This window comes from Chryseobacterium sp. CCNWLW53 (genome assembly GCF_037083525.1).
Lineage (GTDB): Bacteria > Bacteroidota > Bacteroidia > Flavobacteriales > Weeksellaceae > Chryseobacterium > Chryseobacterium lathyri.
The window spans coordinates 500,221-525,304 of record NZ_JBAOJR010000004.1; the positions used below are offsets into that span (position 1 = coordinate 500,221).

General features: G+C 36.6%; 16 protein-coding genes. 1 reads left to right on the forward strand and 15 read right to left on the reverse strand.

Features of this window, described 5'->3' with window-relative positions; genetic code table 11:
- Positions 1-232: 232 nt before the first annotated feature.
- From rhaT to V6R96_RS15420, 7 genes are all read right to left on the reverse strand, one after another.
- Entirely contained in the window at positions 233-1,321 is a 1,089-nt protein-coding gene (rhaT, locus tag V6R96_RS15390) for an L-rhamnose/proton symporter RhaT (RefSeq protein WP_111960271.1), read from the reverse strand.
- Between the two features lie 127 nt (positions 1,322-1,448).
- Complete coding sequence (locus V6R96_RS15395; protein ID WP_336379252.1) at positions 1,449-2,612, reverse strand: glycoside hydrolase family 88 protein; 1,164 nt, start codon at positions 2,610-2,612, stop codon at positions 1,449-1,451.
- A 69-nt stretch (positions 2,613-2,681) separates the two neighbouring features.
- Entirely contained in the window at positions 2,682-4,487 is a 1,806-nt protein-coding gene (locus V6R96_RS15400; protein ID WP_336379251.1) for a rhamnogalacturonan lyase, read from the reverse strand.
- Positions 4,488-4,633: 146 nt separating this feature from the next.
- Positions 4,634-7,411 (reverse strand): glycosyl hydrolase, encoded by a 2,778-nt coding sequence (locus V6R96_RS15405; RefSeq protein WP_336379250.1) that lies wholly within the window; start codon positions 7,409-7,411, stop codon positions 4,634-4,636.
- An 11-nt stretch (positions 7,412-7,422) separates the two neighbouring features.
- Entirely contained in the window at positions 7,423-8,745 is a 1,323-nt protein-coding gene (locus V6R96_RS15410; RefSeq protein ID WP_336379249.1) for a rhamnogalacturonan acetylesterase, read from the reverse strand.
- A gap of 2 nt (positions 8,746-8,747) precedes the next feature.
- Positions 8,748-11,552, reverse strand: coding sequence for a glycoside hydrolase family 2 TIM barrel-domain containing protein (locus V6R96_RS15415; protein ID WP_336379248.1), 2,805 nt, complete (start codon positions 11,550-11,552; stop codon positions 8,748-8,750).
- 47 nt (positions 11,553-11,599) lie between these two features.
- Positions 11,600-12,979, reverse strand: a complete 1,380-nt coding sequence (locus tag V6R96_RS15420) for a glycosyl hydrolase family 28 protein (RefSeq protein WP_336379247.1) — start codon at positions 12,977-12,979, stop codon at positions 11,600-11,602.
- A 484-nt stretch (positions 12,980-13,463) separates the two neighbouring features.
- Here V6R96_RS15420 and V6R96_RS15425 point away from each other — a divergent pair, with 484 nt between their 5' ends.
- The gene (locus V6R96_RS15425) at positions 13,464-14,492 is read left to right on the forward strand and encodes a LacI family DNA-binding transcriptional regulator (RefSeq protein WP_336379246.1); all 1,029 of its coding nucleotides are present in this window, start codon (positions 13,464-13,466) and stop codon (positions 14,490-14,492) included.
- Positions 14,493-14,732: 240 nt separating this feature from the next.
- Here V6R96_RS15425 and V6R96_RS15430 read toward each other — a convergent pair whose 3' ends face one another.
- From V6R96_RS15430 to kduI, 8 genes are all read right to left on the reverse strand, one after another.
- Positions 14,733-16,346 (reverse strand): UxaA family hydrolase, encoded by a 1,614-nt coding sequence (locus V6R96_RS15430; protein ID WP_111960261.1) that lies wholly within the window; start codon positions 16,344-16,346, stop codon positions 14,733-14,735.
- Between the two features lie 6 nt (positions 16,347-16,352).
- Positions 16,353-17,816, reverse strand: coding sequence for a tagaturonate reductase (locus tag V6R96_RS15435; protein ID WP_336379535.1), 1,464 nt, complete (start codon positions 17,814-17,816; stop codon positions 16,353-16,355).
- A 2-nt stretch (positions 17,817-17,818) separates the two neighbouring features.
- A complete protein-coding gene (locus V6R96_RS15440) occupies positions 17,819-19,348 on the reverse strand; it encodes an MFS transporter (protein ID WP_111960259.1) in 1,530 nt (509 codons plus the stop codon).
- A 15-nt stretch (positions 19,349-19,363) separates the two neighbouring features.
- Entirely contained in the window at positions 19,364-20,029 is a 666-nt protein-coding gene (locus V6R96_RS15445; protein WP_336379245.1) for a bifunctional 4-hydroxy-2-oxoglutarate aldolase/2-dehydro-3-deoxy-phosphogluconate aldolase, read from the reverse strand.
- Between the two features lie 79 nt (positions 20,030-20,108).
- Positions 20,109-21,116 (reverse strand): sugar kinase, encoded by a 1,008-nt coding sequence (locus V6R96_RS15450; RefSeq protein WP_336379244.1) that lies wholly within the window; start codon positions 21,114-21,116, stop codon positions 20,109-20,111.
- A gap of 326 nt (positions 21,117-21,442) precedes the next feature.
- Positions 21,443-22,840 (reverse strand): glucuronate isomerase, encoded by a 1,398-nt coding sequence (uxaC, locus tag V6R96_RS15455; protein WP_111960253.1) that lies wholly within the window; start codon positions 22,838-22,840, stop codon positions 21,443-21,445.
- Between the two features lie 18 nt (positions 22,841-22,858).
- Positions 22,859-23,641 (reverse strand): gluconate 5-dehydrogenase, encoded by a 783-nt coding sequence (locus tag V6R96_RS15460; protein WP_336379243.1) that lies wholly within the window; start codon positions 23,639-23,641, stop codon positions 22,859-22,861.
- Between the two features lie 8 nt (positions 23,642-23,649).
- The gene (kduI, locus tag V6R96_RS15465; protein ID WP_336379242.1) at positions 23,650-24,486 is read right to left on the reverse strand and encodes a 5-dehydro-4-deoxy-D-glucuronate isomerase; all 837 of its coding nucleotides are present in this window, start codon (positions 24,484-24,486) and stop codon (positions 23,650-23,652) included.
- Between the last annotated feature and the right edge of the window lie 598 nt (positions 24,487-25,084).

Sequence of the window (25,084 nt, forward strand, 5' to 3'; positions counted from 1 at the left end):
GAAATATTTAAATTATATTTCAAATAAATAATAAAAAAACCATAAATTATCAATTATTCAGTACAATACTTAACTAAACCGTGAATTAAAAGTTCCTATTTTAAATAGACACTCCTTTTTTAGAGTTAAATTACTTTTAATAAAAAGACACTGAAAAAATCAGTGCCTCTAAAGGAGTTAGAATTCTAACTCTGAAACTATACAAATGATAATGTAAAATCGTAAATGAAGCTTATCTCAAAGAGTTTCCGTATCCTACCATCAAAATAGAAATAAACATGACGATCATTCCAACAGCAATGGTAGTAATGGTTCTTTTAGAAACTCCTTTCCACTCTTTGATGATAATTCCCCATAAATTAGCTATAAAAATGATAAATGCCATGTGTAAAATCCACGAACTGGCGCCATTGCCCATTTTACTTTCGCCCATACCGTAAAAGAAAAACTGTAAAAACCACATAGTTCCGGCAAGCGCGCAGAAAATCAGGTTTCGTAAAACCGGTACGTTTCTTTTGGTATAATCGGTATATGATTTATTTTTAATGGCTAAATACAAACAGCCTACAAGGTTGACTGCCATTCCGCCCCAAAGCACAACAACATACGTTACATTATTTTGAAAAAGGAATTCTCCCTGTCCCGGGTTAGAATTTTTCCATAATTCATTAGCTACGATTGCCATTGGCTTTCCGGCCTCCAGTCCGAAGTTGAAGCACGCACTTAAAACTCCGGAAATGATAGAAACAATTAATCCCAATCCGAATTTATACTCCGTTTTTACTTCTACACCATGAGGATCTGTTGAATCGGTTTGCAGTTCTCTTTCCTTCATCATCCCTGCTTTTCCGCTGATAATGATTCCAACTACACAAACCAGAAGCCCTAATAGAACAAACTGGCCCCATTTGCTGGAAAACAATAAACCGATATTATCTTTTCCTGTTTGCGGAGAAAATTCATAATAAATAGAAGGAACCAGCGAGCCAAACACCATGCAAAGCCCCAAAATAATGCTGCTTCCGAGTGCTACTCCCAAATACCGAACCCCCAAACCATAAGTAAACCCTCCAATTCCCCACAAAGCACCAAACAAAAATGTCAGCCCCAATATGGAAGAACTTTCATTCAGGATAATTTCCCAAAAATTAGGGATGGTAAGAAATGCCGCAAGCGGCGGAACGATGATCCAGGAAAAAACTCCTCCTATCAACCAATAGGTTTCCCAGGACCAGCCTTTTACTTTCTTATAGGGCAAGTAAAAACTCCCCGAAGAAAAACCTCCTAAGAAGTGAAAAAAAACTCCTAATAATGCATTCATAATTTTATCTTATGGATTGAATTTGAAAATTAATACTATGAAATCGATTGCGCATCTTGTAGTGTCATGCTGTAATAATAATTGTTTGTCTTGAAATCAAAGATTATGTAATCAAACAAATGTTGGTTTACTTTAGCTTATAAACTTCGCTTCCTGCAAGCAACAGACAGCCTAATCCATAATCTTCAAAATCAGGCTGTTTGTCAATGGCAAGTGGCTGACCGTCTTTAGGCTCTTTTCCTGTTCCCTGTACCCAACCCAAAAATCCATTAGGCTGAACGGAATCTTTTACAATAGCGTTCCAGGCTTTTATAACAACGGGTAAATACGTTTTTTTATCAATCAGACCTTTATTAATACCATATGCCATTCCGTATATAAACAGAGCGGTTCCCGTCATTTCTTTGCCTCCGAAATTGTTAGGGTCATGTAAACTTGCATTCCAAAAACCATCTTCTCTTTGGATTGGAAGCAAAGCTGATAACAGATCTTTATAATCTTGTAAATATTCCTGATAATGCGGGTCGGATTTTGGTGTATCTTCCAGTGTACGAGCCAAAGCAGCAACTACCCATCCATTTCCGCGGCTCCAGTAGCAATCTTCGCCGTTGGGTTCTGTGTAAGGCGGAACAAAGCTTTTGTCTCTCCACCAAAGTTTATCTTTTGGATTATATAAACCATTTCCACCGTGCTTATATTTCGTAAAGGCATACATTTCGTAATTTTTATCGAAATATTTTTGTTCACCTGTAATCCTGCCCAGTTTCGTAAAAATTGGCATCCCCATTTGGAGAGCGTCGATCCACCACCAGTCATGTGATTTTTTGGAGGCAATCATACTGTCCATCGAAGCTTTCACGAATTTTATTCTCTCCGGATTTTTTCTTCCGTCTATTTCATAAAGGTCCAGATATGTTTGTCCGCAAGCCTGATTGTCGGCATTACGGGTATATGTATCACGCATCATGTCCCAGTTGTGTTTTTGAGACCAGCCGATGGCGTAATCATAATATTCTTTTTTAGGATCTATTTTATACAAAGCCATTAATCCTTCGTAGTAAACAGCTCTCGTCCACAGATTGCTTGGCCATACTTTTTTGCCGACAACTTCCTTTCCCGGATCTGCCCATTTGTTCATGAAATATTGATTTGCCCTCCGTGAAACTTCCAAAACTTCTTTTTTATCCGGAAGGCTAACGTTCTTTGCATTCGCTTGTTTTTGAACTGAGCAAGAGGATAAAACTCCGAAAATCAACGCAAAAAAAGCGCCTCTCATTAGTACTTTCTTCATAATTATATCTATTTTTTTTACAATGTATTTGTTTAAATATTTGTTCAATTATAAACCATCAAGACCTATTTAAGGCTTAATGGTATAAATATCCGGTGCAGGAACCTTTGAAACGGATTCATCCAGATAATAATCAGTATGAGGAGGCTGGTTGTAGCCTACATTTTGCCAAACAATGCTCAATCTGTATTGCGGATTATGCATCAGTGTGTACAAACGGTGATTCGTCGGAATTGTCGAACTGAAAATCCGAAGTTCCTGATTATCTGAGGTTCTGTAAATCACTTCTTCCCGCCAGTCTCCAAATAAATCGGCAACCAAAGAAGGGTTTTTCTTGGTCCCGTTGTTTGATTCACACTGAAAATCTTTAGCGTCAAAAATTATATTTGTTTTTTCTTTATTCCAATCCCATTTTGACACGGAAGTTCCGTCCAAAATTTCGCTTAAAAAATCTCCGTCCCAATAAATCCCCATATTGCAGGCAGGATTTTTATCGCTGATCTTATTTCCTTTAGTATCATAAACGCCTTTCAGCCCGGCTCCGGCAGCCCAGGATTCTGAACCTTGATAACGGGGATCTATGTTTAAAGATAATCCTCTTCCGGGACCTTGGAATTTGCCTTGCTTGCTGTACACTAAAGATGGTAGTTTCCATAAAACCTTTCCCGTTGCACCCGCTCTGAAGTGTGCACCTGCATCATCAAATCTCTCCTGAATATCAAAAATTTCCAGTCCGGGATGAGAAGGATCCAGATCACCAACATGCAAAGCATCACCGTGACCAAAGCTCGTGCTGTTCAGTATTTTCCCGTTATCATCAACCGTCATTGCTCCAAAGACAATTTCATCTTTCCCATCGTTATCAACATCGGCAATGCTCAAATTATGGTTTCCCTGACCACGGAATTTTTTATTTTCTTCCGAGCTTTCCGTATCAAACAGCCATCTCAAACTAAGTTTTTTATCTTTATAATCCCAGGCTGCGATTGCTGTTCGTGTATAATACCCTCTCGACATAATAATGCTCGGCGTTTTGCCATCCAGATAAGCAACTGCGCCCAAAAACCGGTCTACACGGTTCCCTTTCGCATCGCCCCAGGTTTCTGTAAGCTGTTCGGGAGTAGGATTTAAGCTGCCTTGAAATCTGGGAACAATATAATTAACGGTATTAATTTCCTCACCTGTTTCTCCATTAAAAACAGTCAGAAATTCAGGGCCTGAAAGGATAAATCCGTTTTCATTTCTATAATCTTTTGTGGAGTCTCCGATCCATTTCCCCTTACCGTCTTTGCTTCCGTCTGCAGTTTTCATGACCACTTCTGCTTTACCGTCCTGGTCTAAATCGTACACTAAAAACTGTGTGTAATGTGCGCCTTCCCTAATATTTTTCCCTAAATTAATTTCCCATAAAAATTTCCCATTCAATTTATAAGCCTGAATAATCGGTTCATCTGTAAAACCTTTCTGACTGTTGTCTTTGGATTGCCCGGTTTGATGAAGGATGATTTCATATTCACCGTCACCGTCCAGATCCGCAACAGAAACATCGTTTGGCGTATATCCAACCGGAGTTTTCAACGGAATTGAAAAATAGGGTTTCTGACTAGCTGCATAGTTCGCAGAATCCTGATCAATCTCCTGATTCTTGGTGCTGGATTTCACGAAATAAGTGTAATTCTTTGTTTTATCTGCCGTTTTATCTAAAAAGCTGGTTTCGTTAACCAATGGTTTTTCATTCAGTTTTTTGCTTTTGTTATTTTCGGTACGGTATAAATCAAACGGGATATTTTGAGGTTCTGTGCCCAGCAAACGCCAGCTCACAAAAACCCCTGATCCGGAAGGTATTGCAACAATTCCTCTTTTTAAAAACTCCATTTGCCTTTGTGCTGAAAGGAGCTGTGAAAAAAGAATTATCAGTAAAATAAAGTTATATTTTATATTCATAATTCTCAATGATTTAAATTAACATAATTCAATCGATTGCGCAAATTATTTTAATATACTCTGTTTCATGTTTTATTCTATTTCGAATAGTATAATGGAAATAACTGAACTTGTCCATCCAAGCCGGAAGGCTGAACTTTCCAGTTGGAAGCATCAAAAGCTTTATAATCAATATTTACAAAATTGATTTCGTGGTAATTACGCCACTGAATTTTATTTTGATCCATGTATCGGATTCTATTGGCCATTAAATTGCAAACTTCAATACCAATGGTATTTTTTCCTTTTTTCAGATATTTCCCAATGTTAATTTCAAAAGGAATACTCCAGACAATTCCTGCTTCCTGACCGTTTACGATTACTTTGGCACTTTCATACAATTTATCAAATTTCAAAAGATAATCGTCTGCCTTTTTATTTTTTAAATTTAATGCCGTTGTATAAACACCAGTTCCCGAAAAACTCTGTGTTAAGGGATCTTGTGAAAAATTCGTCCAGGGTTCCAGTTTTTTAAAGTTTCTTGATTTTGGAAGTTCGGGGCCGCCTTCTTTGAAAGTCAGTTGCCAATTTTGATTTAAATTGATGGGAGAATCTGTCTTTTCAATATATTTCCATTTTGGAATTGAGCGATCTGTGGTTTCATTATTTTTTAGAATTAAAGACTGCCCGGATTTCAGCTGAATTCTCACGGAATTATTTTGTGTTTCCGCCACTCCGAAATCTCCGTTTTCCGGATTCATGATCACCGTTTGATTTCCTATATCATTTATAGGAATAAATTGACTGATTTCCTTTGCAGTATGGTTAACAATGAAATAGTATTTTCCGCCATCAAACTGTCTTCTCACAAATTTCAATCCGGTTTCCGTTAATTTTTCTCCCTTTATTTTTAAATATTCCAACCCTTTCTCAACATCGGAGCTTAACACAATTTTGCCTTTTCCAAATGGGCCAATTTTCATATTTTCTCCCTGATTCTGAAACGGAATCTGGGCCCACAAAGATTTTAATGTTGCTCTCCTTTTTTCGATTTCAAAATATCCGGGAATATCTTTTGGTTCGTTTTGAAAAATAACTGAAGCACCGCTTTGAGCTAATTTAAGAATATTAATTAACGTAGTTTCCGGCAAATAAGTTAATTCAGGAATGATTAAAACCTGATAGGAAGATCCTCCCTCTGCAATCTGGATTTTCCGGTTTTCCGATTCTGATTCTCCTATCATTTTATCAGAAATCATATCAAGAGAATAGCCTATTTTGTTCAGCTTCGTCAAATTCTCATACATCGGAGCTGGCTGCAGCCATTTTTCCACGTTATGAACTTTAAAGGTTACATCCTTCCCTTTCGGACTGGCCCATTGGTCATAAATTGGCCAGTACATCAACAGCTCATTATCAGATTTCCCACTCTGCAAAACACTTTGTGTACGTGCAACATAAGAATTTAATCCCGTCAAATGGGGCCACAAACTATTTTCCGGGACAAAATTAACTGAAGCATAAAACAGCCATCCCGGAAAAGGAACATCCGCCGGCGTATAGGTTGTACCGTGATAAAAAACGTGATTAATCCCGGATAAAAAAACCTGCTCAACCTCCGGTTTAGCCTGTGACCAGGATGTTTTAAAATGTTCAGTAAGCCAGGTAAAAGTTTCGTTTGAAATTAATTGCTTTCCGGTAATATTTGCAGCCGATGAAGCAAATTTCAGCATATTGAAATCAGGAATATCTGATTTTTGAACATCTGCACTGTCTCTTCTCAATCCAGGAATTTCAAAAATAGAGCTTCCGAAAGTTTCAGATTCAGGAATATCAACTGCTGCGTACAAATCCAGTAAATTTCCGGGCGAGCCATGTGCCTGATTGGTATTTTTTGAGTTTTTGGAATGAGCCCAGCTTGTAAAATTCTTGGTAAAATTGTTCAAAATCAATTCACTCAGGGTTTCCCTGTAATCTGATTTGATTCTACTCGTTATCTCATTTTCTTCGTTACTGACAAGATATTTGATGTATGGACTTAAATCGTATCCTCTCCTTTTTTTAAATTCATCTTTAAAATCCGGAGTCCAGTCGGCATTATAAACTTCGTAACTGTCATTGAAAAAAGAACGGATTCCGTAGTTTGAGTTTCCAAAAGCCTGATCGAAAGTTTTAAGATAATCTTTCGTTGCATCAGGTGAAAAATGATCTAGGGTAAAGCCTTCACCGCCTGGAGCTGCGCGTTTCACTTTTTGAAGTGTTTTCCCCGTAAAAACTGCATAGATGGTCCACTTTCCGGAATCCGGTTTCCAATTGAGAGAGCCGTCGTTTGAAATTTTATCGGTTAAGACAACCGCTTCATTTTTTTCGCTGTAAGCAGTTACAATATCTAATTTTATTGTTTTTAAATTCTTCTGTTTCTCATCTTTCAAGGCAATTTTTCCTGAAAATTTTTCGCCTGATGAAATCATGTACGTCTGAACCATCATTTTTGTGGCTGCATCTTCTTCATCAACCTGAGGGCCACCTATCGGCCAGCCTGTTCCGACGGCCATATCAACTCCCATATTCAAGCTTTTTGCTTTGTTTGTAGTGAATTCAAGCATTTTCATCCACTCCGGAGAAAGATAATTGATGTATTGATTTTCAAAGCCTTTTGCTCCATAAATGGGAACAATTTCTACGCCTCCAAAACCTGCTTTATTTAAAGTGGTCAGCTGTTGATTCAATCCTTCTTCATCGACTGCATTTCCCATCCACCACCATCGTGTCCACGGTTTTGCCGTTTCGGTGGTGGTTGGCCAGGGGTTTTGTGCGGAAAGATTTCCAAACGCAAAACAAAATACACTTATTTTTATGATAGACTGAATATTCATTTTCTTACTTTTTAGTTTCCATCGGGTTTTAATGCTTCCATAAAGACACTTTCCGGCCAATGAAATGTTTCGACAGCATCAGGTTTTTGGGGATCAAATTTTATATAATTTTTTGAAACAAATTTACTCAAAGGCAATTTTTGCTCGACAATACTTTTAACAACACATTTCGCCAATTCATAAGCACCATATGTATTAAAATGCGTGTCATCCGCTAAAGCATCCGGTTGATTGGGATAAGAATTTGCAGGATAATATACAAATGCTTTTTTAGAGTTTTCCGCTCCCATCGCTTCAAACAACGTTTGGCTCATCAGATTCAAATCAATCAAGAATACATTTTCTTCTTTTGCTATTTCACGCATTGCCATTGGATAATCGTCCAAAGTATTCACTATTTTATTGTTTTCATCAAAAACCCGGCGGTTCATAGAAGTAACTAAAACTGGAACCGCACCCAATTGCTTAGCTTTCTGAATCCATTCTTTTAATCTTTTCCTATATCCGGATTTCGTGCTGTTTCCGGATTTCTGGTCGTTATGTCCAAACTGGATAAACAAATAATCTCCTGGTTTTATTTTATTCCAGATTTTATCGATTCTGTGGCGGTCTACAAATGCTTTTAGGGTTTCTCCGCTTTCAGCATAATTGGCAATCACCACCTCTTTCGGAACAAAAAAATACGGCAGCATTTGTCCCCACGATGCCCACGGTTCGTAAAGCGCATCTACGACAGTAGAATCACCGGTGAGATAAATCGTTTTCACTGTTTTGTTGGGTTGGATGGTCATTGCACAAACTTTTGGAGCTTTATCATTAAATTCAATCGTCAGTAAATTATCCCAATGTAAATATTTTCTTTCTCTCGGTTTTAATTTTACAGTCCCAATTTCAATTCCATTTTGGTTACGAATAATACTGTCTTTAATGTGAACGGTTATCAATTTTTCGACAACTTCACCTTCTTTTGTCTTCACATCGTCCAGCATCAGACGGCGGTTTTCTACACGAACTGTTGATTCAGAAGTTTTTTTAGAATCGCCTAAACTTAAATTAATATCATAATTCCCTTCCGGAATTACCACCGAAAAATAGAAAGGTTTGTCGCTGGTGATATAATCTCCCGTCAATGCATTTCCTCCATTGTCAACGGACTTCAAGCCGGAAATATCCATAAATCCATAACCTATTTTTCTGTCGAATTTAGAATGTTCCGTAATGGGAATATAACCATCCTGAGTTCTGCCTCCTCCAAAATCAAATTTAAAATTGGTTTGTTGCGCAAACATCGATGAACAAATAAAAATGGTTATAATTCCTATCCAATTTTTCATAATCAATCGGTTAAAATATTGACTTCCGGCATTGTAAACTGCTTCTTTTCATCTCCTAAATCAGGTAAACCGAAATAGAAATACAGTGTTCTTTTAAACTTTCCGGTCAGATGATTCAGTTCACTTTCCGGTCCTAAAGATTCAGTTTTATCATTAATATTAAAAGCCAGAACAGTTCCCAACGGCGGAATTGCATCTAAAAATGAAATATTTCCCGTTGGCAATTTCGGATAACCTTCTGCCCCATAAATTCCGTAAAAATCAAAGAGTCTTACAAACATCTTTTCTTCTTTTGTCCCGATGGTGATTTTCCCTTCCGCGGTATCTAATTGCAGCCACGAAATATCATCGTAATATCCTTTAAATTCAGGATAAATCCAAGGTGAAGAACCGGTTCGTGTCGAGTTTTTCAAATTCTGCCAAACATTATAGGTCTGTCCCTGAGTTCTATTTTTCCAAACATGATAAGGTCCTTTTCCGAGCCATTTTGCACTCATTACATAATTTTCAGGATAATCAAAACTTACGCCTGCAAACGGATAATCTCCTGAAAGGGAATATTCATAATTCAGTTCTAAAATTCCGTTGGAATTCAATTTCCAGTAAATTTTCTTCCCGTCTTTGCCGGAAGCTTCAACAACTTGATTTTTCCTTTCTGCAAATGATTTTATTGAAGATAATTCCATTTTTCCATCCACAAAAATGGGCCCGTTCCTAAAGGTTGTTTTCTTTCCTTTTTTATCGATGATAACTGATTTCAGTAATCCGTCTTTTTTACCAATTGAGAATTCTTTTTCTTCTAATTTTAAAATAAATAAAGAATCATTTTCTGCCACAGAAACCGGAAATTCTTTGATTAAAGATTTCGAAAACTGTTTTGAAATTTCATCATTAGAAGCAATTTTCCACGTCCAGGTATAAATTTCTTTTCCAAAAGGATCGGTTGCTATTAATAATAAACCTTCATTTTCTTTCCAGTTTGAAGGAAGATTGAGATTGATATTTCCTTTTTCAGTTGGTTTTATATCTGGTGATGCTGCTTTTCCTTTTTGAATTACTTCAAATCCTGATTCGGAAGAAAAAGGTGTCTTAAATTTCACCAATTTCCACTCAAAATTACATTCACTTAAATTCGTAAAATGATATCGGTTTTCAATTGAAATGCTTCCATTAAAATCATCCGGAAGCGCTTTCAAATCAATTTTTACAGGACTGTAAATTTCCCGAATGGCATAAAAACTTCCTTCTTTTTCCCGATGTGGACCAACAACTCCATCCGGAGCATTGATGGCATTTACATCAATTTGATTATTGAAATCCGTCCGCACCAAACCTTCATCTGCAAAAGCCCAGAGAAAACCTCCCGCTCCTCTTTTGGAATTCCAGTGAAGTTCCCAATAATCGGCTAAGGAAGTTCCGCCACCGCCATCATCCTGTGCATGCAAAAACTCAGTCGGCATATAAATATTTTCTCCTTCAAGGATTTTTTTTGTGCTGTAATAATCTTCGTAATGATTGCAATCTATCCCGTTAAAAGCATTTCCGGGTTTATGATGGGCGTGAATGACCGGACGATTTGACAAATCATATTTTGCAAATTCTGTATCCAAATCGAAATTATGTCCACCTTCATTTCCATTGCTCCAAAAAATAATTGAGGGGTGATTAATATCTCTTGTAGCCATTTCTCTGACTAGCTTTTTTCCAACTTCCGTACTGTATTTTTTTTGCCAGCCAGCCAATTCATCCAAAACATACAAACCTAACGAATCGCAAATCTGAAGGAATGATTTATTCGGTGGATAATGGGAGCAGCGAACGGCGTTCATATTCATTTCTTTAATGAGCTGAACATCCATCAAATCAATATTTTTATTTACAGAACGTCCGGTTTCAGGCCACCAAACGTGTCGATTGATGCCTTTCATTTTAATTTTTGTTCCGTTGATGTAAATTCCGTCGCCTTTTTTGATTTCAATGGTTCTGAATCCGAATTTTTCTTCAGTTTCGTAGATGCTTTTTTTATTTTTCTTTAAACTGAATTTCGCTTTATATAAGTTGGGCGTTTCTGCTGTCCAGAGTTTTGGATTTTTAACGGAGAATTGAACCTGTTCTAAAGTATCTCCTTTTTCGATTTTAACCTGAGATTCGCCAACGAGAATGTTTTTAGCATCAAATATTTCAACTTTTAATTGATTGACTGACTCAATTCCTTTTAAGTAAATATTTGAGCGAAAAGTTCCGTCTGCTTTGGCTTCTATAGCTGTCCAGGAAATATTTTCCTTAGAACTTGCTTCCAGATAAACAGGCCTGAAAATCCCTCCCAAAATCCAATAATCTGCAAGACGTTCTGCGTTGTTAACGGATTTATCAGCAGACATTTTGGAAACTTTGACTTCAAGAATATTTTCTTTTCCGAATTTTAATTTGTCTGAAATATCATATTTAAATTCATAAAAAGCGCCCTGATGAATTTCACCGGCGAGCTGCCCGTTAATCTTCACTTCGGTATCGGTCATTGAACCTTCGAAAACGATATTAACCGATTTTCCTTTCCAAGAATCTGGAACCAGAAATTTATGTTTGTATAAGCCTATTTCGTCGTTAAATTTAAAATGTTTACCATACGTCACATAATCTCTTCCATAATTGTAGGAGCCAAATCCCTGCTGTTCCCATTGTGAAGGAACTTGAATTTTGTTCCAGTTTCCGGATTTCCTCCCACCATTGATCCAAAAATCCCATTCTTTTGTATGCTCAGAATCTGTCCCGCTCAGAAACTGAATTTCCTTAGATTGAGAATGCAATAATTGAGAGCATAAACATATCAGAACAAATATTTTGGAAAAACAACTCATTTTGCGGCAATGTCGGAATCGTCTTTTTTGTCGTATGACTTATTTAAAGAAGCTACTTGGGTAACGTTTACTTTAATTTTTTTCAAATTTTTAATCGTATCCAAATTTTCCTCTTTGGGTTTTAACGCTTTTATATTTAGGTTTTCCAACGTGAAGTCTGTCAAATCATACAAATCAGATTTTTCAACATCGAATGCCGTTTCACAACTGATGTCAATATTTTTTATCAGAATGTTGTTTGCTAAAGATTTTTTAGGTTTTTCTTCTCCTTTCAAATCGAAAAACTGATTCCAGCCTTTTACATACAGGAAAGTTTTTACGTTTCCGGTTATATTCTCAACCGTAATGTATTCGTAATGTTGAGGCGTATCCGGTCTCATTTTAAGATGTAACAGTCTTGAAGCATCTTTCACTTTTGAGTTACGCAGAATTACGTTGTAATTGTGGATAGATTCGCTGCCACAAGTCAGAACACTATGGCAAAATCCAAAGCTGTTGTCTTCGATGATGATGTTTCTATTTTCGCCATTTTCAGGAGCTTTATCGGCTTTCGGACCTTTTCCGCCTTTCAATGCAATCGCATCGTCGTTGACCGACATATAGCAATTTTTAATCAGGAAATTTGTGCAGCCATCAATGTCAACGGCATCTGTACTTGGTGCTTTCACCGGTTCTTTCGGTGCTAAAATTGTCAGATTTAATAATTTTACAAATTCACTCTTATAATAGTGAGTGCTCCAGAAAGGGGAATTTTTCACGGTAATCCCTTCAACCTGAATGTTTTTAGAATTGGATATATAAATGATTCTTGGCCTCATTTCGTCCATATTCGTGCATTTAGGATTCCACTCGCGTCTTTTCCAGAATGCTTTCCAAAAGCGCAATCCATTTCCATCCAGCGTTCCTTTTCCTGAGATGGTAAAGCCATCCAGCCCGTCTGCGTTGATTAATGCCGGAAAATATTTTACAGTCTGTCCCTCCATTCTTGTTTCTACAACCGGAAAATCGCTAATATCATCGCTTCCTTTTAATTTCGCGCCGTTCTCCAGATATAAATGCGTTCCCTGTTTAAAAAAAACGGAACTAATCAGAAATGTTCCTTTGGGCACAATGATTACCCCGCCACCATTTTTAGCCGCCAGATCAATAACTGCCTGAACCTGTTTGGTCTGAAGAACCGTACTGTCATTTTTCACTCCATTATCAGTAAGAATATATTTTTTCCCTAATTTATTGATATCTGTAGGTGTATTTTCTTTAAACCATATGGGAATTTTGGTACCGTCGGGGAATTTATCCTGGCTTTTTACCCCTGATGAAAACAATAAGAGCACAAACAGAGTTAATAAGAAGTTTAAGGTATTTTGAGATTTCATAATTAATTTTTAATTGTAGAACCTGATTTTTTATTAATAAAATTTAGTACTCAAAAGAATGACAAAATAAAGGAATATCATTTTAAATAAAATTATTCCGTTTCTTTTCATAAAAAATCAGACAATAATTTTCGACGGTTTAACGAAAATTATCTTTTTATTTCATTTTCATAAAAATATACATTTTGGAAGCGTACACTATCCTGCTCTTTCATGTTGATGGATTTTTATTACACTTAGAGATTTAAATAATCAATGAAATTTATAAACTCAAGGCTTCCGGAGTAAAATTACATTGGGTAACATCAACCTGTTTTCCAAAAAAGTTAATCAATTCAATATATTTTAGATTTAATCTGATTTTAATCACTCATAATCTTGTATAAAATCATAATATTTCCTTTTTGATAGACATAATTTGATTAAATTTACGATTATAATGTATGTCATTTTGAACATACTGAAAACTTCAGAAAAAGCATGTATGAATAAGAAAAATGCCACAATATATGACATCTCGAAAAAGCTTAACGTAAGTGTGGCAACTGTTTCCAGAGCATTGAACGACCATCCGAGAATAAGCCAGGCAACGAAAGATTTGGTAAAAAAAACCGCCAAAGAAATGAACTACAAGCAAAATAACCTTGCCAAAGCTCTGAAAAGCGGGGAAACAAAAAACGTAGGAATTATCGTGCCTTACATTAATACCAATTTCTTTTCATCTGTAATCCGGGGAATTGAGGAAGAGCTGTCTCCGCATGGTTATCATGTGATTATCTGCCAGAGCCATGAGGATGTAAATATTGAGAAAAGGCACTTAAACACCTTGCTTAATGCCCAGGTTGACGGAATTTTCATGTCGGTTTCTAAGACAACTGTTGATACAACACATATTCAGAATATTTTGGATACAACCAACACTCCTATTATATTTTTTGACCGTAAAAAAGACATTTCAGGCATCAGTACGGTAACTATAGACGACTACCGCGGCGGCTACATGGCAACGGAACACCTGATTAATGAAGGCTACAGAAATATTTGCCATTTTTCCGGAGATCTTAATCTCGAAATTTATGAAAAACGTCTGATTGGGTACAAACAGGCTTTAATTGATCATAATTTAAGTGTAAAAGAGGAAAACATCATCACAACCGGAAGTTCGATCGATGAAGGAATTGATGCGGTAAAAAAACTTTGGGATAAAAAATCCGTTCCGGATGCCATCTTTTCATCAAGTGATTTTGCAGCGTTGGGTGCTTGTCAGGAATTGAAAAAACGTAAGATCAAAATACCTCAGGAAGTTGCCATTATTGGCTTTTCTAACGAACCTTTCACTCAGTTTATGGAGCTTCCAATGAGTTCCGTTGACCAAACTCCTGTGACGATGGGGAAAATGGCGGGACAGGTGTTTATTGAAAGCGTAAAAGAAAATGGTTCCGGAGTTTCTATTGAGAAAAAAGTGGTATTGGCGCCGCAGCTTTATATTAGGAAGTCTTCAAAAAGGAGATGATTTTTCTTTTGTCTTGATTTCTGAAAAGAATCTAAACTCATCTTTTTGCATTTAAATTTTGGCTAAAGCCATTGATTCTAATTATTTTTGAAAACGGGCTAAAGCCCGTTCCTATTGATATAGGCTTTGCATTTATTTGTGAAGATTTTGTACTATTTATGTTTAAATTTACTCCAAAAGAAAATGCTTCCCACAACGTAGAAAGCATTTTCAACCCTAATATTTATATAAATAAAACAATTATAAACTTACTCCCCGTCTCCAGGGAATAAAATCGTTTTGATTCAAAATTGCAGCTTTTGTTTTTACCTCTCCGCTTGCGACTTCGATGATAAATTCTAAAAGTTCTTCTGCTTTTTCGTCGATTGTTTTTTCACCTGTAATTACGTCTCCTGTGTTGAAATCAATAATGTCGGGCATTCTTTGTGACAAAGAAGTATTTGATGAAATTTTCACAACGGGAACAACCGGATTTCCTGTCGGAGTTCCTAAGCCTGTTGTGAATAAAACTACGTTTGAGCCCGAACCGACTAAGGCAGTTGTACATTCCACGTCATTTCCGGGGGTACATAATAAATTTAAACCCGGTTCTTTAATATATTCCGTGAAATCTAACACATCATTTATCGGCGATGAACCCCCTTTTTTAGCTGCTCCTGCAGATTTCATGGCATCGGTTATGAGTCCATCTTTGATATTCCCCGGTGACGGATTCATATCAAAACCTGAGCCTGCTGCAACAACAGATTTTTCAAAATCTTTCATTAACTGTAAAAATCTTTCGGCATCTTCTTCGTTGACACAACGGTTCACCAATTCCTGCTCTACTCCACATAATTCCGGGAATTCTGAAAGGATGGTTGAACCTCCGATTCCTGCCATTAAATCTGATAATTGTCCTAAAACCGGATTGGCAGAAATTCCTGAGAAACCGTCTGAACCGCCACATTCCAATCCTAAAACTAACTTTGAAATCGGGGCCGGTTTTCTTTCAATTTCATTGGCTTTTTTGATGGCTTCATAAGAATCTTTGATAATTCCGTTGAGCATTTCGTCAACCGTTCCGGATTTTTGCTGTTCGTAAACGATGATCGGTTTTTTATTGTTCGGACTGATTTTTTGCAATGCATCTGTAAAAATCTGAACCTGTAAATTCTGACATCCCAAGCTCAAAACCGTTGCTCCGGCAACATTCGGATTATTCACATAACCTGCCAATAACCTTCCCAACGCTTCCGCATCCTGACGAATACCGCCACAACCGCCTTGGTGAGTGATGAATTTAACTTCAATATTTTTAAAAACTCTTGAATCCTGATCTTCTTCAACAGCGGTTTCCGTTTCAGAATTATTGATTAATGATCTTAATAATAACTGATGTTTTGTTACTTTTTCAAATAACAATTCTTTTTCAAAAATATCTTTTAAAATCTCAACATTTCTGTTTTCACAAAAGACTAAAGGAAAAAATAACCAAACATTTTCTGTTCCGACCTGTCCGTCTTCTCTATGATACCCCATGAAAGTTTTATCTTTCCATTTGTCAACATTTGGAGCAGTCCAAGCAGTTGTTTCTGTTTTGCCTTCTACTTTTGCACTTTGGTGCTTAACGTTTTCAGTCGTGATAACCTCTCCTTTCCGGATCGGCTGACTCGCTTTCCCCACCAAAACACCGTACATAATAATCTCATCTCCAACCGCAAGATCTTCGGTCACGAATTTGTGTTTCGCCTTCGTGTCTTTTATAATATCATACGTAAGATCACCCAAAGTAACAGTTTCTCCCTGCGTCAGGTCAACCAATGCCACTGCTACATTATCTTTGGGATTTACTTTCAGTACTTTCTTTTGCATAATTTTTTAAGAATAAAATTGTATAAAGTTGTGGTATGCAGTTTCGATATCATTATGGTCTATTTCCCACAATGCTTTTGCTACTGCAGATTTCAAACCATTAACCTTTGTAAGGTCTGTGTCCCAGAAAATGGTTTCGCTTAACGCCAATTCTGCGACTTTTTCATAATCTTCGTTGGCCCAGATTTCTTTAAATCTGTTTACTATTGCTTCCTCGTCATTTAAAGGCAGAGCTTTTTCACCCAAATTCCCTTGATAGAATCTGATTAAACTTGCCAATGAAAAGGTTAAGTTAAGCGGTAATTTATGGTTAATTTCAACATATTTCAATAAACTCGGAAGAATCCTCACTTTAAATTTAGAAACAAAATACAATGCAATACTTGCCTGATAATGTTTGATAAAAGGGTTTCTGAATCTGTCGAAAACTTCTTCAGCAAAATATTTCAATTCACTTTCATCTAAACCTAATGTAGGATTAATCTCATTGAAAATCGTTTCACTTAAGAATTTACCTAAAAATTGATCATCAATAGATTCTTTTACCGTTTCTTTTCCTAATAAAATTGCCGGAGCCAACATTAATGTGTGGCCACCGTTCAAAATTCTCACTTTTCTCAAACGGTATGGCTGAATATCATCAACAACCAAAATTTGCTCGTCAATTGTATCGAAAGGAATTCTTTCTTTTAAATTTGCCGCGTCCTGAATCACAAAAAGCAAAAACACTTCTGAAACCACCATCATTTGATCTTCGTAATTCAATTGGTCCTCGTAGGATCCTGCATCATCTTTCGGATAACCCGGAACAATTCTGTCTACCAATGTATTGTGAAAATAATTGCTTTGTTCAATCCATTGCACAAAGTTATCATCTAAATTCCAAAGTTGGGCATATTTTAGGATAATTTCTTTTAAAGCCAAAGCATTGTCTTCGATCAATTCGCAAGGAATAATTCTCAACCCTTTGTCTTCTGCTCCATTGAAGTGTTTGAATCTTTCATGCAATAAAACCGTTAGTTTCGCAGGAAAATTCTTGTGCGGACCGATGTAATTATTTTCTGATTCATCGTAAGCAATTCCCGTTTCTGTCGTATTGGAAAAGATAAATTCTAATTCTTCCTCTTCCGCCAACGCTAAGAATTTATCGTAATTGGTATATGGATTAATTGATTTTTGAATCGCAGAAATCACCTGTTTTGTATCAATGATCTCACCTTTTTTAATTCCTCTTGAGAAAAGTGTGTATAAATTATCCTGCTCTTCCAGTTTATGAACCGAACCGCCTGCCGTAGGCTGAACGTTTACGATTCCTGCATTAAATCCTGCTTCTTTATTTAATTTATCAATCACATAATCTGTGAATCCTCTCATGAAATTCCCACCGCCAAACTGTACAATTTTGATTGGAAGCTTTTCCTGAGAACCGTGTAATTCACGATTTAATTTCTGTTTTATCTGATTTTCCATCATTATTTACTTATAACTTTATATTTTGGAACCAATGATTTCATCACCGTCCATGCAATTAGATATGCAACTGCACAGATTGAAAAAATGATCATGTATCCTTTGTCAATTCCGTCTGAAATAACCGCTCCTGACTTTTCTAATTGTTCAAAAAAACCTTCCGGCAAACGATCGTTGATGTATTGAGGATATTTTTCCAATAAAGGAATTCCATCAACGGTTGTCCAAGCTTTATGAGCGTAATCAAACAATAATCCTGAAGATTTATTGATTAAAAATGAACCGATTCCGCCTGCCATTCCGCCAATTCCCGTAATAGTTGCAATGGCTTTTTTAGGAAACATATCGCCAACTGTCGAGAAAATATTTGCAGACCAAGCCTGGTGCGCTGCTCCAGCAATTCCGATAATCAATACCGGAATCCAATAGGTAATCGTACCTAAAGGTTGTGCTAAAAGTGCTAACAGAGGGAAAAATGCAAAAATTAACATTGCTTTCATTCTTCCTGTGTACGCGTTCATTCCTCTTTTTTCAACAAAATATTTTGGAAGCCAACCTCCGATGATTGACAATAAAGTGATCATATAAAGGACGAATAATGGTAATGCACTTTGCGTGGAATCCATTTTGTAGACTGAACTTAAATAAGCCGGTGTCCAGAATAAAAAGAACCACCAAATCCCGTCTGTCATGAATTTTCCGAACGCAAAAGCCCAAGTCTGTCTATAGCTGAAACATTCTCTGAAAGTAAATTTCTTTTCCGGGATGCTTGTATCTTCATTGGGCATATCGTCCTGATCTTGCTGAATATACATTAATTCATGTTCGTTAACTTTATGATGTTCGTGAGGTTTTTTATAGTAGAAAACCCAAAGTCCCATCCACACAAATCCCAACGCCCCGATGATAATAAATGCCCATTCCCAGCCCATAGCTTTCGCGATAAAAGGAATGGTAACCGGCGCTGCCAAAGCCCCAACTGTCGCTCCTGCATTAAAAATACTGGTAGCTAAAGCCCTGTCTTTTTTAGGGAAATATTCCGCCGTAGTTTTGATCGCTGCCGGGAAATTTCCAGCTTCACCAACCGCCAATACAAAACGTGCAAAAATGAACAAAGTAACACTCGTACTGATGATTGAGCCGACGTTGTCTACCCGGCTGATGATTTCTTTAGATTCTACAAAACCTACCAGCCAATTTCCCGTTAAAACTCCTGAAGTTGCAATTCCGCAGAAAGCATGTAAAACTGCACCAACAGACCAAATAGCAATCGCCCAAAGGAAACCTTTTTTGGTATCCATCCAGTCCACAAATTTTCCTGCGAAAAGCATACTTACCGCATAGAAAATTGAAAATAATGCCGTGATATTTCCATAATCATTATTGTTCCAGTGAAATTCGGGTGCGATAAAGTCTTTCCATGTCAACGATAAAACCTGACGATCCAAATAATTAATGGTCGTGGCAATGAACAGCAAAAAGCATATCGTCCATCTGAATGTACTCGGTTTAAGAGACTTAACTGAGCTCATATTAATAGTAAGAATTTAGTTATTATTTAAAGCCTGAATAATTTCCAGCACTTTTTTTGTTTCATTTTCTATAGTTGCATAGTCTTTAGCAAGCATTAATTCTTTGCTTACCAATTTGCTTCCCATTCCCACTGCAGAAACACCGGCTTTGAACCAGCTTTCAATGCTTTCCTTTGTCGTATCAACACCACCTGTCGGCATAAATTTCAGATTCGGGAAAACATCTTTAATAGCGCTCATAAATCCAGGCCCTAAAACGTTTCCGGGAAATAATTTAATGAAAGTCACTCCCGAATTTTCAGCTTCTATAATTTCTGTCGGAGTCATACAACCCGGACTGTACAACAGGTCTTTTGGAATTAAAAATTCGGCAACTTCAGGCACAAAACCCGGGCTGATAAAGAAATCTGCACCCACTTTATAATATTCTTCGGCTTGTTGTACATTCTTGATTGTTCCGATTCCCAAAAGCATTTCCGGCATTTCCGCATTACGGATTTCTAGCATCTTCGTGAAATTACTCAAGGCAGATTCACCACGGCTTGTATATTCCACCGCACGGATTCCTGCTTTGTAAAGCGATCTCAATATTTCCAGAGTTACCATTTCATCAGCATTATAGTATAGAGGCAAAACTCCCTGGTTGATGATGGTATTTGTAACTAATTGAATTTTTGTCATGTTTTTTGACTTTTGTATTAAGACTTCGACAAGCTCAGCCTGACAATGTTTTATAGTTTAGTTAATGGCCAAAAGCCATTTACCTTTTTATTCTTCCTCCTGAATCTCCGTTCATTACCTCCAAAATATCTTCTGCACTGCAGTAATTGATGTCTCCAGGAATCGTATGCTTGATTGCACAGGCTGCGTTGGCAAATTTCAATGCTTTTTCGTTATCAAAATTGATTAAGCCATAAATCAAACCTGCTGCAAAAGCATCTCCTGTCCCAATTCTGTCAACCACAGGATTCACTTCCAGAAGTTCTGTTTCAAAATAATTATCTTCAACCAAAGCTCTTCCCTGCGTCTGCTGAGAACTTGCTGTAACGCCGATTCTTATTTTGTCGAAAATCTTATGAATAGAAGGAATTTGCTGTTTTAATTCTTTACAGGCTTTGATGAAACCTTGTTTATCTGATGAAAACTGGGTTCCGAGAATTTCATTAATTTCATTCACTCCACCGATGAAAATCGTTGAATATGAAACCAATTCTTTCAAAACTTCGTTCCCGTTTTTCCCATATTTCCAAAGATTTGAGCGGTAAGCCGGATCAGATGTAACTTCAATTCCCAGTTCACGGGCTATTTGTAAACCTTGTTTCAAACTTTCATAAGCTGATTCGGAAATTCCGGGGCTGATGCCTGTCCAGTGGAAATATTTGCAGCCTTCAAGGGCTTTTTTCCAGTCAATTTGTTCAGATTTTATGTTTGCAAAAGAACCGTTTAATCTGTTGTAAGCAATTCTGCTTGCACGAACTGAAGAGCCTACTTCCAAAAAATATAAACCTAAAGGATATTCATTTTTGTTGATGAAAGTCGTGTCGATTCCAAAACTTTTGATGAAAGAAACCGCCGATTCACCCACAAAATCATCGGAAACACTACTGATATGTCTCACATCACAACCCATTGTCGCCAATGAAGCCGCTACATTAAGCTCCGTTCCACCGAAAAAGAATTCCATTTCATGGCTTTGCTTCATGGTTCTGTTTCCGGGTGGTGACAGTCGCATGATGACTTCCCCGAATGTGACTATTTTGTTGCTCATTTTTTTACAAATGTTCTTAGTTTGTTGAATATCTGCTTTTGTTTAAACGCAAAGGGCACAAAGATTTTCTTTTACAACTTGATGTACATTTTTAAGTTCGCAAAGGCGTTTCACTTAAATAAGCCCACAAAGAGTTTTAGATATTCAATTATTTTTATTTAACCATTAAGATTTTATTTAAGGAGTTTAGAAAAGTTAAGTTTGGCTTTGCCTTAAGATTATTTAAAATCAATTTGATTTTACTTAATTAAAACTTAACTTCTTAATTCTACTTAATGGTTTAAAATTGTGTCAATTATATTTATTTTAACTTTTCAATTTGAAATTTAAAAATCAAAATAATTTTTAGCATTATGATAACAAATATCTGAAATTGTTTTACCAATGAGCTCGATATCATCAGGTAATTCCCCGTTTTTCATTTCTTCTCCGAAAAGGTTACACAATACTCTTCTGAAATATTCGTGTCTAGGATACGAAAGGAAGCTTCTGGAATCCGTCAGCATTCCGACAAAACAGCTAATCAATCCCATATTGGAAAGAGCATTCATCTGCTTGATCATTCCGTCTTTCTGATCTAGGAACCACCACCCTGAACCGAACTGTACTTTTCCTTTGATGCTGCCGTCGTTGAAATTCCCGATCATAGTCGCGAAAATTTCGTTGTCAGCAGGATTTAAATTATATAAAATTGTTTTTGTTAATTTATCTTTTCCGTCTAAAGTGTTTAATAATTTAGACAAAGTTTCAGCCTGAACGAAGTCACCGATAGAATCCCAACCTGTATCCGGGCCTAGAATTCTGTGCATTCTCTCGTTATTATTTCTCAAAGCTCCCAAATGGAACTGCTGAACCCATCCAAATTTGTGATAAGCTTCACCTAAGAATAATAAAATGGCTGTTTTGAACTGATTTACCTGCTTTTCTGCGATTACTTTCCCTGATAATTTATCATTGAAAATCGTGCTTACTTCTGCTTCTGTAAATTCTTCGAAAGAAATATTATTCAATCCATGGTCGCACAGTCTGCATCCGTTTTCATGGAAATATTCAATTCTTTTTAGTAAAGCATCGCACAATGTCTGGTAAGAATTAATTTCAATTCCGGCCGATTCGCCTAATTTTGAAACATAATCCGCGAAGTTGTGGTTTTCAATTAAAATCGCTTTATCAGGGCGGAAGGCTGTACTTACTTTAATACTAAAATCGCTTTTCGCCAAATCCTGGTGATAATTCAATAGATCTGTAGGATCTTCTGTTGTGCACAGAGATTCCACATTCATCATTTTTAATAAGCCTCGTGTCGATTTTTCAGGAGTCTGAAGCTGAGCGGTGATGTTTTCATAAATTTCAGATGCATTGTCTGCATCTAATAATTCATCAATTCCGAAATATCTTTTTAATTCTAAATGCGTCCAGTGATACAAAGGATTTCTCAATGTATAAGGAACCGTTTTTGCCCAAGCTTCAAATTTTTCCTTGTCTGAGGCATCTCCCGTGATGAATTTTTCGTTCACGCCCATGGTACGCATCGCTCTCCATTTGTAATGGTCGCCTGCAATCCAAACCTTTGAGATATTTTCGAAGACAGTGTCTTCTGCAATATCTTTAGGAATCAAATGATTATGATAATCAATAATGGGTTGTTTTTCTGCATACTTGAAATATAATTCTTCAGCGTATTTATTTTGTAGTAAAAATTGATCTGTAATAAAAGGTTTCATTCTAATCTAATTCTGTTGTTATTCATTAGCAGGTTTTCCAATGGTCGCTAAAATTCCACCATCAACGTAAATAATTTGTCCGTTGATGAATCGGCTTGCGTCCGAAGCAAGGAAAATAGCTGTTCCGGCAAGGTCTTCAGGATTCCCCCATCTTCCTTCCGGAGTTCTGCTGATGATAAAATCGTTGAAAGGATGCCCATCCACTCGGATCGGTTCGGTTTGAGAAGTCGCAAAATATCCGGGCCCGATTCCGTTCACCTGAATATTGTATTTTGCCCATTCTGTCGCCAGATTTTTGGTAAGCATTTTCAGGCCGCCTTTTGCAGAAGCATAAGCGACTACATTGTCACGACCAAGCTCACTCATCATTGAGCAGATGTTGATGATCTTCCCGGATTTTCTTTTGATCATATGTTTTCCAACTAATTTCGACATAATGAAAGGTCCCGTAAGATCCACATCAATTACTTTTCTAAAGTCTTCAACCTCCATTTCAATCGCCGGAATACGTTTGATGATTCCTGCGTTGTTGACAAGGATGTCTATTTTTCCATGAGTAGCCTCCATTAAAGCTACTTTCTGAGCGGCTTCCAATTCGTCCGTCACGTCAAAAAGATAACCGGTCGCTTTATAACCTTTATCGTGATAATAGTTTAAAGCTTCCTCTAATTTTGATGGTGTCGTACTTGTGATCGCCAGTTCAGCACCTGCAGCGGCAAGACCTTCTGCCATTGCCATTCCTAATCCGTGAGTACCGCCCGTAACGACCGCTACTTTGCCGGATAAATCAAATAAATTCATTGGAAAAATTACTTTAGTTCGTTAGTTTTGATCCCGTCCATATCGCCGTAATCCATATTTTCCCCGGCCATACCCCAGATAAAAGTATAATTGGAAGTTCCTACTCCTGAGTGGATAGACCATTCCGGAGATAGTACAGCTTCACGGTTTTTCATAAAAATATGACGTGTTTCCTGAGGCTGCCCTAAGAAATGACTGATTGCCTGTCCTTCTTCCAAATCAAAATAGAAATAGGCTTCCATTCTTCTGGTATGGGTATGTGAAGGCATTGTATTCCAAACACTTCCGGGATGAAGCTCTGTCATTCCCATTTGAAGCTGGCAAGTTTCAAGTACAGAATTGACAATCAGTTTGTTGATTGTACGCTTGTTGGCATATTTTTCTTCTCCTAATTCTACAATTTCGGCTTCGTTTTTCGTGATCTTTTTTGTCGGATAAGTATGATGTGCCGGAGCTGAATTGATATAAAAATAAGGTTGTGCATTACCCGATTTTTCAAAAATTATTTCTTTTGCCCCTTTACCAATATATAAAGCTTCTTTATTCGCAAGCTCATATACTTCTCCGTCTACCGTTACTTTGCCGGCACCACCTACGTTGATGATTCCCAATTCTCTCCTGTCAAGGAAGTTTTCGGCTTTCAAATCGTCTGTAGGTTCCAGTTTTAGGGCTTTTGCTGAAGGCATAATACCTCCTACAATCAGCCTGTCATACATTGTATAGACTAATTTTATCTTATCTTCATTAAATAAATCATTGATTAGAAACTCCCTTCTAAGATCTTCCGTAGTATACTTTTTGGCATCTTCAGGATGATGGGCGTAACGAAATTCTGATTGTGTCATACTGCTTGATTTTTATTCTTTTCTTTTTGCGGTTTTATCAAACCTGTTAAATATTGCGTAATCGATTGCATAAAATTACACTAAAATTTTGTAGAAATACTTGTTGCTAAATATATAATTATTCTTTAATTAGTTAATAAAAAATTAATTTAAATTTATAAATAACTGAATTACAGACTAATATTTTTAAAATAATGTGGGAAAGCAAGAAGATTTTAAAGAAATTATATAGATAATATTAACCCAAATTAATATTCAAATCCTGTTTAAATATTAAATCATACCAAAATAAAACAATAAAACAGAGATGTTGATTTGATAACAATATATTAAAACTAATATACATATTTCACACAATAAGAGCAATTAGTATCAAGTATAAAAACTAATTAAAATATTAATCTGAAAAGATGACAAAAGTCAGGAAAAACATAAAAAAATTAATATTGACTGTCATTTTTGGGAAATTTTTAAGGATAAAAACAGCCAGATTTTAAGCAAATTTTAAGTTTTAAATTAATAAAGAATAAAGAAAAATTGATTTTTTTTACTTCATATTTAAGCTAATTTTAAGTCAACAAATTATTAATTATCAACA